This is a genomic window from Desulfarculaceae bacterium (genome assembly GCA_020444545.1).
Classification (GTDB): domain Bacteria; phylum Desulfobacterota; class Desulfarculia; order Desulfarculales; family Desulfarculaceae; genus Desulfoferula.
Window position 1 is genome coordinate 44,382 of record JAHLKT010000005.1, and the last position, 13,331, is coordinate 57,712.

At 68.5% G+C, this 13,331-nt stretch carries 10 protein-coding genes; 5 read left to right on the forward strand and 5 right to left on the reverse strand.

Translation table 11 applies throughout. The features are described 5' to 3' along the window. Positions 1–75: 75 nt before the first annotated feature. The 4 genes from hypF to hypE are packed head-to-tail and all read left to right on the forward strand — an operon-like array spanning position 76 to position 6,112. The gene (gene hypF / locus KQH53_15290; GenBank protein ID MCB2228043.1) at positions 76–2,448 is read left to right on the forward strand and encodes a carbamoyltransferase HypF; all 2,373 of its coding nucleotides are present in this window, start codon (positions 76–78) and stop codon (positions 2,446–2,448) included. Next, positions 2,445–3,533: a hydrogenase formation protein HypD gene (hypD, locus tag KQH53_15295; GenBank protein MCB2228044.1), complete on the forward strand. Its 1,089-nt coding sequence runs from the start codon at positions 2,445–2,447 to the stop codon at positions 3,531–3,533. Before hypF ends, hypD begins: the two co-directional genes overlap by 4 nt. A 19-nt stretch (positions 3,534–3,552) precedes the next feature. Continuing rightward, positions 3,553–5,079, forward strand: coding sequence for an altronate dehydratase family protein (locus tag KQH53_15300; protein MCB2228045.1), 1,527 nt, complete (start codon positions 3,553–3,555; stop codon positions 5,077–5,079). Between the two features lie 19 nt (positions 5,080–5,098). Continuing rightward, on the forward strand, positions 5,099–6,112 hold the full coding sequence (gene hypE, locus KQH53_15305; protein MCB2228046.1) for a hydrogenase expression/formation protein HypE: 1,014 nt from the start codon (positions 5,099–5,101) through the stop codon (positions 6,110–6,112). A gap of 71 nt (positions 6,113–6,183) precedes the next feature. Here the strand turns inward: hypE and queD are convergent, their stop codons facing one another. Together queD and KQH53_15315 are read right to left on the reverse strand one after the other, a co-directional pair. Then, positions 6,184–6,549 (reverse strand): 6-carboxytetrahydropterin synthase QueD, encoded by a 366-nt coding sequence (queD, locus tag KQH53_15310; GenBank protein MCB2228047.1) that lies wholly within the window; start codon positions 6,547–6,549, stop codon positions 6,184–6,186. 4 nt (positions 6,550–6,553) lie between these two features. Next, positions 6,554–6,901, reverse strand: coding sequence for a zinc ribbon domain-containing protein (locus KQH53_15315; GenBank protein MCB2228048.1), 348 nt, complete (start codon positions 6,899–6,901; stop codon positions 6,554–6,556). A gap of 221 nt (positions 6,902–7,122) precedes the next feature. On the opposite strand from KQH53_15315, the gene KQH53_15320 reads away from it, so the two are divergent. Beyond that, the gene (locus KQH53_15320; GenBank protein MCB2228049.1) at positions 7,123–8,808 is read left to right on the forward strand and encodes a VCBS repeat-containing protein; all 1,686 of its coding nucleotides are present in this window, start codon (positions 7,123–7,125) and stop codon (positions 8,806–8,808) included. A gap of 252 nt (positions 8,809–9,060) precedes the next feature. Here KQH53_15320 and KQH53_15325 read toward each other — a convergent pair whose 3' ends face one another. The 3 genes from KQH53_15325 to KQH53_15335 form a co-directional block, all read right to left on the reverse strand. Further along, positions 9,061–10,314: a hypothetical protein gene (locus tag KQH53_15325; GenBank protein ID MCB2228050.1), complete on the reverse strand. Its 1,254-nt coding sequence runs from the start codon at positions 10,312–10,314 to the stop codon at positions 9,061–9,063. Between the two features lie 4 nt (positions 10,315–10,318). Further along, the gene (gene serS / locus KQH53_15330; GenBank protein MCB2228051.1) at positions 10,319–11,602 is read right to left on the reverse strand and encodes a serine--tRNA ligase; all 1,284 of its coding nucleotides are present in this window, start codon (positions 11,600–11,602) and stop codon (positions 10,319–10,321) included. Between the two features lie 230 nt (positions 11,603–11,832). Beyond that, positions 11,833–13,224: a PAS domain S-box protein gene (locus KQH53_15335; GenBank protein ID MCB2228052.1), complete on the reverse strand. Its 1,392-nt coding sequence runs from the start codon at positions 13,222–13,224 to the stop codon at positions 11,833–11,835. Positions 13,225–13,331 lie beyond the last annotated feature (107 nt).

Genomic DNA, 13,331 nt, shown 5'->3' on the forward strand with positions numbered 1-13,331 from the left:
TTCGTCCCTCGGCGACGGATTTGAACGCCTCTTGGCCTACGGGGTTACGGGAGCGCCTTTCACAGGCCGAACCAAGTGAGCGCCAAAACCACAAGAGAGCTCGCCCGGGTGGAGGGGGTGGTGCAGGGGGTCGGCTTCCGGCCCTTTGTCTACAACCTGGCGCGGGGTCTGGGGCTCACCGGCTGGGTGAGCAACACCGCCGCCGGGGTGGAGCTGGCCGTGCAGGGCGGCGGCGAGGCGGTGGAGGAGTTCTTCGCCCGCCTGGAGACCCAGGCCCCGCCCCTGGCCGTGATCCACCGGGTGGAGCGCCAAACCGCCGAGCCCGAGCCCGGCGAGAGCGAGTTTGAGATCCGGGCCTCGGAGGGCGGCAAACGCTCCACCCTGATCTCTCCCGACGTGGCGGTGTGCGAGGCCTGTCTGGCCGAGATGCTCGACCCCGTTGACCGCCGCCACGGCTACGCCTTCATAAACTGCACCCACTGCGGCCCCCGCTACACCATCATCGAAGACCTGCCCTACGACCGGCCCCTGACCACCATGAAGGCCTTTGAGATGTGCCCGGCCTGCGGGGCCGAGTACCACGACCCAACGGATCGGCGCTTCCACGCCCAGCCGACCGCCTGCCCGGTGTGCGGGCCGCGCCTCTGGCTGGCCGACGGCGAGGGCAACGAGCTAGCGGCTGACGACGCGGTGGCCGAGGCCGCCGAGGCCTTGGCTAAGGGCGAGGTGCTGGCCGTCAAGGGCTTGGGCGGCTTCCATTTGGCGGCCGACGCTGCCAGCGAGGAGGCGGTGGCCCGCCTGCGGGGGCGCAAGCACCGCGAGGAAAAGCCTTTGGCGGTGATGGTGGCCGGGCTGGAACAAGCCCGCGCCCTGGCCGAGCTGGACCAGGCCAGCGCGGAGGCCCTGGCCAGCCGGGAGCGGCCCATCGTGCTGGTCCCCCGCCGGGAGGGTGCGCCCCTGGCCCCCTCCGTAGCCCCGCGCAACCGGCTCATCGGCCTGCTCCTGCCCTACACCCCGCTGCACCACCTGCTGCTGGCTGCGGCGGCCGAGCGCGGCCTCAAGGCCCTGGTCATGACCAGCGGCAACGTGAGCGACGAGCCCATCTGCCTGGACAACCACGAGGCGGTGTGCCGCATCGGGGCCAAGGCCGCGCGCGGGGCCATTGCCGACAAGCTCCTGCTGCACAACCGGGACATCCACCTGCGCTCCGACGACTCGGTGGTGCGGGTGGTGGGCGGGGCCTTGCGCCAGATGCGCCGCTCGCGGGGCTTCGTGCCCTCGCCCCTGATTCTGGCTCCGGGCGTGGCCCCCGAGGGTTGCCCGCCAATCCTGGCCGCCGGGGCCCACCAGAAGAACACCCTGTGCCTGCTGCGAGGCCGCGAGGCTTTTCTCTCCCAGCACGTGGGCGACCTGGACGATCTGCGCACCCTGGAGTTTTTCGAGCTCACCGCCGGGCATCTGGCCCGCATCCTGGAAGCCGAGCCCCAGGTGATCGCCTGCGACCTGCACCCGGACTACCTCTCCAGCAAGTGGGCCGTGGAGCGCGGCCTGCCGGTGGTAAGGGTGCAGCACCACCACGCCCACGCGGTGGCGGTGATGGCCGAGCACGGGCTGAGCGGCGAGGTGCTGGGACTGTGCCTGGACGGCACCGGATTTGGCGACGACGCCACGGTGTGGGGCGGGGAGCTTTTGGCCGCGCGGGCCGGGGGATACCGCCGCCTGGGGCGGCTCCGGCGCTTCGGCCTGCCCGGGGGAGAGGCGGCGGTCAAGGAACCCTGGCGGGTGGGCTGGTCGCTCTTGCACGAGGTCTTCGGCCCGGAGGAGGCCGCCAGCCTGGCCCTGGGCCTGGTGGAGCGGCGCGGCCAGCACCTGCCGCTCATAAGCCGCATGATCGCCCAGGGGATCAACACCCCGCTGACCTCCAGTCTGGGGCGGCTCTTCGACGGCGTGGCCGCCTTGTGCGGCCTGCGCGAAGAGGTGGCCTACGAGGGACAGGCGGCTGTCGAACTGGAGCAGGCTATGCAGGCCCTGGCCGATGGCTACCCCTTTGCCCTGCGCGAGACGGAAGGCCTGCTGGAGCTGGACTGGGGCCCGGCGGTGATGGCTGTGGTTGAAGACGTTTTGAACGGGGCGGACGCGGCCACGGTGTCGGCCCGTTTTCATGCCGGGTTGCTGGCCGGGCTGAGCGCCTGGGCCCAGGCTGGGGCCGAGCTGAGCGGCCTCACACGCGCCTGTTTGGGCGGCGGCTGCTTAATGAACGCCTGCCTGCTGGCCGGGCTGCCTGCGGCCTTGGAGGGCGCGGGGCTCACGGTGTACACTGCGGCACTGGCGCCGTCCAACGACGGCGGTCTGAGCCTGGGCCAGGCCGTGGCCGCGGCCAACGCCTGGGCCAACGGCCTGGACCCCGGCGGCGTCACCACCTTCACTCCGGACGGGGGGAAATCGTGAAACACGTGGACGAATACCGCGACCCCCAGATCACCCGCGAGCTGGGCGCCCGCATCCGCGCGGCCAGCAGCAAGCCCGCCCGCTTCATGGAGCTCTGCGGCACCCACACCATGGCCCTGGCCCGCCACGGCCTGCACGCCATGCTGCCCGAGACGGTGTCCATGGTTTCGGGGCCGGGCTGCCCGGTGTGCGTCACCGCCACCGAGGAGATCGATCGGGCCATCAAGCTGGCCCGCACCCCGGGCGTGGTGGTGGCCACCTTCGGCGATTTGGTGCGGGTGCCGGGCAGCGAGGGCTCCCTGGCCGGAGAGCGCGCCGCCGGGGCGGCGGTGGAGGTGGTCTACTCGCCTTTGGACGCGGTGGGCTTGGCCGCCAAGCGGCCCGAGGACGAGGTGGTGTTCCTGGGCATCGGCTTCGAGACCACCGCGCCCACGGTGGCCGCCGCGCTCATGACCGCCGACCAGCAAGGCCTGAAAAATTTCAGCGTGCTCAGCGCGCACAAGCTCTTGCCTCCGGCCCTGGCCGCCCTGTTGGGCGGGCCGGACCTGGGGCTCAACGGCTTCCTCTGCCCGGGCCACGTGACCACGGTGATCGGCACCGCCTGCTACCAGCCCGTGGCCCGCGAGCACGGCCTGCCCTGCGTGGTGGCCGGCTTCGAGCCAGCCGACGTGCTGGCCGCCATCCTCATGCTGGTGAGGCAGGTGGAGGCGGGCGAGAGCAAGGTGGAGATAGCCTACAAGCGGGCCGTGCGCCCCGAGGGCAATCCGGCCGCCGTGGCCCTCATGAACCGCTACTTCGAGCCGGTGGACGCGCCCTGGCGCGGCCTGGGGCTCATTCCCTTGAGCGGTCTGGCTCTGCGCGAAGAGTTCGCCCATCTGGACGCGGCCAAGAAGTTCGACGTGAGCGTGCCCCCGGCCCAGGATCACCCCGGCTGCCGTTGCGGCGACGTGCTGCGCGGGCTCATCACCCCGCCGGAGTGCAAGCTTTTCGCCACGGTCTGCGCGCCCTCCAGCCCGGTGGGGCCCTGCATGGTCTCGGCCGAGGGCACCTGCGCCGCCTGGCACCGCTACCGCCGCGAAGATTGATCAACCCGTAGGAGACACCATGAGCCCCTCAAAATCCCCGGTCCTGTTGCTGCATCCCGACGACGACGTGCTGGTGGCCCTGACCGGGCTGCCCGCCGGGACCGAGCTGGCCGGGCACGGCCTGAGTTGCGCCGGGGACATCCCGGCCGGGCACAAGCTGGCCCGGCGCGACCTGCCCGAGGGGCACCAGGTGCGCAAGTACGGCCAGATCATCGGCGCGGCCTCCACGCCCATAGCGGCCGGGGAATGGGTGCACACCCACAACCTGGCTTTCGGAGATTTCGCCCGCGACCTGGCCATCGGCGAGGACGTGAAGCCCACGCTCATGGTGCCCCCCGAACAGCGGGCCATCTTCCAGGGCTATCTGCGTCCCGACGGCCGGGCGGCCACGCGCAACTATCTGGGCGTGTTGGCCACGGTGAACTGCTCGGCCTCGGTGTGCCACTTCATTGCCTCGGCGGCCCGCGAGCTGGTGGCCCAGTATCCCGGCGTGGACGGGGTGGTGCCCCTGGGGCACGGCTCGGGCTGCGGCCAGAGCTCGGGATCGGTGGGCTATGCCCACTTGCAGCGCACCCTGGCCGGCTATGCCCGCCACCCCAACTTCGCCGGGGTGCTGGTGGTGGGCCTGGGCTGCGAGGTGAACCAGCTGGACGCCTTCATGGAGAACATGAACCTGGAGCAAGGGCAGCTCCTCAGGGCCATGAACATCCAGGATGCCGGGGGCACCGCCAAGACGGTGGAGTGGGGCCTGGCGGCGATCAAGGAGATGCTGCCCGAGGCGGCCAAGGCACAGCGCCAGCCCCTTCCCGCCAGTATGCTCAAGGTGGGTCTGGAGTGCGGCGGCTCGGACGCCTACTCGGGACTCACCGCCAACCCGGCCCTGGGCGCGGCCATGGACCGCCTGGTGGCCCAGGGGGGCACCGCGATCCTGGCCGAGACGCCCGAGATCTACGGGGCCGAGCATCTGCTCACCCGGCGGGCGGTGAGCCCGGAGGTGGGCCAGAAGCTGGCCACGCGGGTGCGGTGGTGGGAGGTGTACTCCTCGCAACACGGGGCCAGCCTGAACGTGAACCCCACCCCGGGCAACAAGGCCGGCGGCCTGACCACCATTCTGGAAAAATCCCTGGGCGCGGTGGCCAAGGCGGGCACCACCAATCTATGCCAGGTGTACCAGTACGGTGATGCGGTGGAGACGCCGGGCCTGGTGTTCATGGACACCCCGGGCTATGACATGGTTTCCATCACCGGCATGGTGGCCGGCGGGGCCAACCTGATCTGCTTCACCACAGGGCGGGGCACGGTGTGCGGCTCGCGGCCCGCGCCCACCCTGAAGCTGGCCACCAACCGCGCCATGTACGCGCGCATGGCCGAGGACATGGACATCGACTGCGGGGCCATCGCCGAGGGCGAGGCCACGGTGGACCAGATGGGTCAGGCGGTGTTCGAGCGCATTCTGGAGACCGCCTCGGGCCAGGCCACCAAGAGCGAGGCCCTGGGTTTCGGGGACCAGGAGTTCGTGCCCTGGCAGGTGGGGGCGGTGCTTTAGGCCAAAGCGGGGGAGAGGCATGAGCAAGCAAGACAGCATACTCTTGGACCACGGCGCGGGAGGCCGGGCCAGCGCCGAGCTGGTGGCCCGGGTCTTCGCCAAGCACCTGGGCAACGAGGTGTTGAGCCAGATGGACGACGCGGCGGTGGTGCCGCCGCCCGAGGGACGCCTGGCCATAAGCACCGACAGCTTCGTGGTGGACCCCATCTTTTTCCCGGGCGGGGACATCGGCTCCCTGGCGGTGCACGGCACGGTGAACGACGTGACCATGCGGGGCGGGCGGCCGCTCTACCTCACCGTGGGGTTCGTCTTGGAAGAGGGCCTGGCCATCGCAGACCTGGAGCGGGTGGTAGCCTCCATGGCCCTGGCCGCGGCCGAGGCCGGGGTGCGGGTGGTGGCCGGGGACACCAAGGTGGTGGGTCGGGGCCAGGCGGACAAGCTGTTTATCAACACCACCGGCATCGGGGTGATCCCCCCCGGCCTGGAGCTGGGGGCCCATCTGGCCCGGCCCGGGGACGCGGTGCTGGTCTCGGGCAGCATGGGCGACCACGGGGTGACCATCATGGCCGCGCGCGAGGGCCTGGGCCTGGACGCCCCGCTGCGCTCGGACTCGGCGGCCCTGAACAACCTGGCCGCCGGGGTCATCGCCGCCTGCCCGGGCCTCAAGGCTTTGCGCGACCCCACCCGGGGGGGGCTGGCCACCGCGCTCAACGAGATCGCCCAGGCCAGCAAGGTGGACATGGAGCTGGACGAGGCGGCCATACCCATAGACCCGGCGGTGGCCGGGGTGTGCGAGCTTTTGGGCCTGGACCCGCTCTATTTGGCCAACGAGGGCAAGCTGATCTGCATCGTGGAGGGGGCCGAGGCCGAGGCGGCCCTGGAGGCGCTACGCTCCCACCCCCTGGGCAAGCGGGCGGCGATCATCGGCTGCTGCGGCGAGGCCAAGCCGGGCAAGGTGTGGATGAACACCGCTGCCGGGGGACGGCGCATCCTGGACATGCTCTCCGGCGAGCCCCTGCCGCGCATCTGCTGAGGCCGAAAAAAGACCGGCCCCGCGAAGGGACCGGTCCCCTGTATTCAATTTGTAAGCCTTGGTTCCGGGCTTCAGCCCAGGTAGGTGGCCCGGCTGTCGTCCGATTCCCAGGCCGAGACCGAGTACATGGATACGTGCTCGGGCAGGCCCTGGGCGATGGCTTCGAACAAGTGCTTGGCGATCTGCTCGCTGGAGGGGTTCACCTGGTCAAAGGGCGAGATCTCGTTGAGGTGGCAATGATCCAGCCGGTCCATGGCCTGGTTCATCATCTTCTTGAGTTCGCCGAAGTCCATGAGCAGGTCGGCCTGGTCCAGTTTTTCGCCCTGGACCACCACCTCGACCTTCCAGTTGTGGCCGTGCAGGGCCTCGCAGCGTCCCTTGAAGTTACGCAGGTTGTGCGCTGCGGCAAAGCGGCCGGTAACCATCAAGCGATACATGACGCTACTCGGCCGGTCCGCTGTAGGCCTGGCCGCACTCGGTGCACTTGCCGTCCGGGCCGATGATGCCGATGCAGCTGCCGTCGCTGCAAGCCACCCGCTCGTTGGGGTCGAAGGCCTCGCCGGGCTCGGCCTCGGCTGCGTGCGACTCGCCGCAGTTGGGGCAGTAGTTGGCCGTGGGCAGGGCCTTCTGGCCGCAGCTGGCGCAGGTGAGCAGCTTGGGCTCCTCGCCCTCCGGGGCGGGCAGCTCGTGGCCGCAGTGGTGGCAAAAGGCCGCGCCGCTCAGGGCTTCCTGGCCGCAGTGGGCGCAGGTGAGCGTGGGCAGCTCCTGGTTACAATGGGGGCAGTCCATGGCGGGCTCCCTGGTCAGTGGTAGAATAAGGGCCAATGCACGCGCCGGTAGGCGCGGCCTATCAATAGGAGAATAATGGTGCCCCGGCCGCCTTGTGTCAAGGGAGCCGGTGCGGGTGCTGTTTCTTGACGGGGCCGCGGGCGTCGTGATAGAGCTTGGCAGGCGAAAATTTTGCGCCTAGCCCCGTGGGGTTGAGGGGGCAACAGGTGGAGGAGTAACCGATGCAGACCCGTCGATTTTCCAGCATTTTGGCCGCCGCGTTGGCGGCTCTGTTCCTGCTGGGCGCCGCCTTGCCGGCGGCAGCCGCCGGACCCGAGCGGGTGGTGGTGTTGCCCTTCACCGCCAACAGCCAGGAAGACATCTCCTTCGTGGTGAAAGGCCTCAGGGACATGCTGGCCTCCCGCCTGCCCTGGCAGGACAAGGTGACCGTGGTCGAGCCCGATCTGGTGACCCCGGTCCTCAATAAGGTGAAGCCCCCCTACAACGACACCAAGGCCCGCCAGATCGGCAAGGACTTGAGCGCCAACGTGGTGGTCTACGGCTCCATCACCAAGCTGGGCAAGAGCGTCAGCGTGGACGCCCGGGTGGTCAAGGTGGACCAGGCCGGCCCGGCCCTGACCGCCTATGTGCACGCCAAGGATCTGGATGCGGTGATCCCCCAGATCAACAGCTTCGCCCAGCGCATCAACGCCGAAATATTCAAGCGGCCCGACGCCATCGCGGCCCAGAAGGCGGCGGCCGCCCCGGCCAAGACCGCCGCGGCGGGCCGCACCGGCGGCTCCAGCGATATGGACAAGCTGCCGGCCAACATCAGCCCCCTGAACCCGCTGTTCCTCAAGCAGCTTTCCGGCGTGGAGAGCGACCGCTACTGGCGCAGCCCGCGCCTCAACGGCATCGTGCAGTCCATCGCGGTGGCCGACATCGACAACGACGGCAAGAACGAGCTGCTGGTTCTGTTCCATAACCGCCTGCGCTTCTACCGCCTCAGCGGCGATGCCTTCCGCCTGCTCTACGAGTTCAAGAACGGCCCCAAGGGCGAGTATCTGTTCGTGGACTGCGCGGACATCGACGGCAACGGGCGGCCGGAGATCTACGTCACCAACCGCAACTTCGAGAGCGTGGAAAGCTTCGTGTTGGAGTGGAGCGATGGCGGGCCGCGCCTCAAGGAAAAGGACGTGGCCTACTACCTCCGGGTGCAGCTCAACCCCCTGGGCAAGGGGCACTGGCTGCTGGGCCAGCAGGCCGCGGTGGACAGCCCCTTCTGGGGCCCGGTGTACAAGATGCAGGTCAAGGGCGGCAAGGTGGCCGAGGAGCGCGAGCTCAACGTGCCCGACACCGTGTGGCTCTACAACTTCGTCCTGGCCGACCTGAACCAGTCGGGCCGCCTGTTCTCGGTGGTCGTCGGTCCCACCATGCACCTGAGGGTGTACAACGACAAAAACCAGCAGATGTGGATCAGCGGCGAGACCTACAACGCCTCCAGCAAGTTCATCCAGTACATGGCCTTGCAGGGCACTGACTACGAGTCCTCCTGGTGGTATCTGCTCAGCCGCTTGTACCTGACCGACCTGAACAAGGACGGCCGGCACGAGATCCTCTGCTTGCAGGTGCAGGGCCGCATGGGCATGGTCATGTCCAAGACCCGCATGATCTACCAGGGCACCATCTTCGGCATGAGCTGGAACGGCCTGTCCATGGTGGAGGACTGGCGCACCCCGCGCATCAGCGGCGACGTGACCGACTACGCCATCGGCGACGTGGGCAACGTGGGCCGTCCGGCCCTGGTGCTCAGCTTCACCCAGAAGATCTTCGGCGGCATGTTGGAAAAGGGCGTGAGCAACGTGGTGGCCTTCACCCTCAAGCCCAGCACCAAGAACAAGAAGGCCCCGGTCAACAAGGGCCTCTAGGCCTCCTAAGCAAAACAAGCGCCCGGCGCTCTCCTCAGGGGGGGCGCCGGGTTTTTTTGTGGCCCGGCCGCCGCAAAGTTCGGCCAAAGGACGGCCGGAACCAGCCAGCACGAATCGATGCAGCTCCGGCACAGCCAGCCGCCGGCAGACAAGGCGCCTGGCAAGCGAGGGCCGCAGGCGTAGCGGCGATCTACGCCGAGGCTCGAACGCGGCCAGCAACGCCGTATGCCGGCAGCTGGCGAAGCCGGGGGGCTAGTTCAGGTTGGGCAGGCGGCGGTTGGCGTAGAGGGTGGAGCGGAAGGCCTCCCTGAGCATGCGGCGGGCCAGCTTCTTGGGGTTGGCGTAGCGCACCTTGCCGTGCACCACCAAGGCGCTCACCGTGAGGGTGCGCCCGGTGCCCGGGTCGCGGCCGTAGCCCGCGAACCACTCGAAGAGCTCGCTGCGGTCCGGCCCCCGGATGGTGCCGGTCTTGCCGCCCAGGTCCAGGTAACGCAGCACCTTGTCGCGGCTTAGCCTGCGGAAGGCGCGGCGGGCGGTGCCCGACTCCACGGTGGCCTCGAACAGGAGCTGCATCTGGTCGCAGGTTTCGGGGCTGATCACCACCGGGCCCAGCTTGGGGCTGCTCTGGTAGTAAACCTTGCCGTCCTCGCGCACCAGGCGCTTGACCACGCAGGGCTGGGGCAGGCGGCCGCCGTTGACGAACGCCGCCACCATCACCGCCGCGTGCAGGGGGCTCATGCTGGTGATGCGGTTGTAGCCGCTGGCCATCTCGCCCACCGCGAAGTTGTTGTGGGGGTGGACCAGGGGACTGGGCCCCAGGGGCAGCTCGAAATGCAGGCGCCGCTCGAAGCCCAGGGCCCGGGCGTAGCTGGTCAGGGTGGGGCCACCCAGGTTGTAGATGCCCAGGCGGGCGAAGATGGGGTTGTTGGAAGAGGCGAAGCTCTTGGCCAGGGTGACCAGCCGGGGCCGGTAGCGCGGCTTTTCGCGAAGCTGGAAGCGGTACAGGGTGTGGGGGCGTCCCACGTAGCCCAGCCGGCTTTCCGCCTCCAGGCCGGCCTCTTCCAGGGCGGCGGCGGCGGTGATGATCTTGAACAGGCTGGCCGCCGGGGCGCTGGCGTCCAGGGCCACGCCCGGGTCCAGGCGGCGGTTGCGCACCCCGGCCATGACCAGCACCCGCCCGGTGTCGGGCTCCATCAATACGATGGCCGCCCGGTGGCTCTTGAGCGGCTTGAGCCAGCCCTCGGCCACGGTCTGCAAACGGGGGCTGATGGTGGGCTCCAGGCGGAGCCGCCCCAGCTTGGGGTGGTCTGCCCGGAGGGGATAGCCCGCGGCCAGGCGGGGGGCCCAGCCCTCCAGCATCTGGGCCAGGGTGGCCTTGTCCAGGATATTGCTGCTCCGGGCCAGGGCCGGAGCGGCGGCAAGGAACAGAACCAACGCCAAAAGAGCCCCGGCCGCCCCGGCAAGGAGCGGATGCGAGGTCAGCAAACGCGCGCGAACCTTTTTCACGCGGTCAACTCTCCAGTGGGGTTATCACCTCGAGCCCGCCCATGTAGGGAACCAGGGCGGGTGGCACCTTCACCGTGCCGTCGGCCTGTTGATAGTTCTCCAGGATAGCCACCATGGTGCGTCCCACGGCCAAGCCGGAGCCGTTGAGGGTGTGCAGCAGGGTGGTGCCCTTGGCGCCCTTTTCCTTGAAGCGCAAGCCCGCGCGGCGGGCCTGGAAGTCCTCGAAGTTGGAGCAGGAGCTAATCTCCCGGTAGCGGTTCTGGCCGGGCAGCCACACCTCCAGGTCATAGGTCTTGGCCGCCGAGAAACCCAGGTCCGCAGTGCACAGCACCACCTTCTGGTAGGGAAGGTCCAGGAGCTGGAGCACCTTCTCCGCGTCGGCGGTGAGCTCCTCCAGATGCTGGTAGCTCTCCTCGGGCCTGACCAGGCGCACCAACTCCACCTTGTCGAACTGGTGCAGGCGGACGAGGCCGCGCACGTCTTTGCCGTGGCTGCCCGCCTCGGCCCGGAAGCAGGGGGTGTAGGCGGTGTACTTGCGCGGCAGGTCCTCGGCCTCCAACACCTGGCCCATGTGCAGGTTGGTCACCGGCACCTCGGCGGTGGGGATGAGCCAGTAGTCGGTGCCCTCCAGCTTGAACAGGTCCTCGGCGAACTTGGGCAGCTGACCGGTGCCGGTCATGGCCGTGCTATTGACCATGAACGGCGGCAGGATCTCCTGGTAGCCGTGCTCGGTGGTGTGCAAATCCAGCATGAAACTGGTCAGGGCGCGCTCCAGACGGGCGCCCGCGCCCTTGAGCACCGCGAAGCGGGCCCCGGTCATGCGCGCGGCGGCCTCGAAATCGATGATGCCCAGGGCCTCGCCGATGTCCCAGTGGTTCAGAGGCTCGAAGTCAAAGCTCGGGGGCTCGCCCCAGGTGGCCACCACCGGGTTGTCGTCCTCGCCCTCGCCCACGGGCACGGACTCGTGGGGCGGGTTGGGGATGGTGTAGAGCAGGGACTTGACCTGCTCCTCCACCGAGGCCAGCTGGCCTTCCAGCTCCTTGATGCGGCCGCCCACCTCTTTCATTTCGGCAAACACGCCCGAGGGATCGCCGCCCTCGCGCTTGATGCGGCCCACCTCTTGGCTGACCTCGTTGCGCCGGGCCCTGAGGCCCTCCAGCTCGGGCAGAATGGCCCGGCGCTGGGTGTCCAGGGCCTCGAAACCGGCCAAGTCCACCACCGCATGGCGCTCGGCCACGGCCTTTTTTACCAACTCGAGGTTTTCACGGAGGAATTTAAGATCCAGCAAGGAGGAACCTCCCGGAGGGGAGCCGCCCCGCCCTTGGCCCGCCCCGGGCCGGCAAGGGGCTTCAACCCATTTATAACACCCAACATAGTGGGCTAAGTCAATCTAGCATAACAACATACGGTATGTCAAAACTTGTCAGGGGCCGGCGCAAGGTTTTTTCACACCGGCACATGCTCCAAATCTAACGAATAATCGCCCGATTACCATTAGTTTTTGGTGGGATGCGGGGCTCAGTCCTTGAAGACGTCCGGGTAGAGGGTGTGGGCGCAGTCCGGGCACAGGCCGTGGCTGAACTCGGCGTCTGAATGCTGTTCAATGTAGGTTTCCAGCTTGCGCCAATAGCCGGTGTCGTCGCGCACCTTTTTGCAGTGGGCGCAGATGGGCAGCAGGCCCGACAGGGTCTTGATCTCGTCCAGGGCTTGGGTCAGCTCTTCGATGAGGCGCTCGCGCTCCTGCTCGGCCAGCTTGCGCTCGCTTATGTCCTGGCCGCTGATGATCACCCCCAGCGCCTGGCCCGAGGTGTCGTTCAGGGGGGCGCAGTTCCAGTGGAAGGTGAGGGAGCGGCCGTCTTGGGCCAGGAACCGGTTCTCCATGTCCCTCTGGGTGGGGCCCCCCATGGCGGCCAGCAGGGCGGCGCGCACCGCCTCCTGCTCCTCCTGAGGCACCAGGTCGGGCAGGAAGTCCCGGAAAATCACCTGCTCGCGCCGCCAGCCGAAGACCTGCTCGGCCCCCTGGTTGAACTGGTGCACCCTGAGCTCGGGCGAGAGCAGGATGATGGGCGAGGCGGTGCTGGCCAACAGGGCCCGCACCCGGGCCTCGCTCTCGGCCAGGTTCTCCTCGCGGGCCTTGAGGTCCCTGAAGAGCACCTGGTAGGGGCGAGTGAGGCTGGCCACGATGGCCGCGCGGTAGATCAGATAGAAGGAGATGACCTTGAGCACGTGCCCCGCCTGATTGGATAGGCCGTACACGTCGTCGTAGAGGGTGAAGCAAAGCTCGGCGGCGATGGTGCAGGCGATGGACCACAGCACCAGCCGGAGCACCTGTGGGTCCAGGATGGCTCGCCGCGCCCAAAAGGCGGCCCCGGCGGCAAAAAGCACCAGGCAGATAAAGTATTCGGTGGCCACCTTGAAGAAGGTCAGGCCGGTGGTTTCGGAGTAGCACATCGGGAAGTAGCCGGTGAAGATGGCCACCAGCACCCCGGCGGTGAGCAGGCCGTAGATCCCGAGCAGCGGCCAGGCGCGCACCTGGCGGGCGCCGAGCAGCGCCGCGGCCAGCAGGGAGCCCGCCTCCCAGAAGCGGGCGGCCAGCCAGAGCTGGGCCGCCTGGTCCGCGCCCACCCCGGGCATGACCCCCATGCCCTTGTAGGCCAGGGCGTGCACCAGGTCCAACACCCCCACGAACAGATAGGCGATGCCCAAAAAGAGCAAATAGGGCGTCTGGCTGAAGCGGCGGGAGTTCCAGGCCACCATGAAGATGCCCGCGGCCACCAACACCGCGAACAGCTCGGCCAGGCAGTGGAACAGGTTATAGGAGTAGGACGCCGCCAGGCGCAGGCCGATGACGATCAAAATCCAGATCAGCAGGTTGCGTGCCAGGGCGGGAGCGGCAGAGGTCCGGGTCATTCTCTCCTCGAGGCGAGTCAGTGCGGCGCAACGGCACGGCGCTGGGGGAAGATTCGCTGGTGTCAGGCCAGATGCGGAATGAAATACCTTAACACATGTATGGCTAT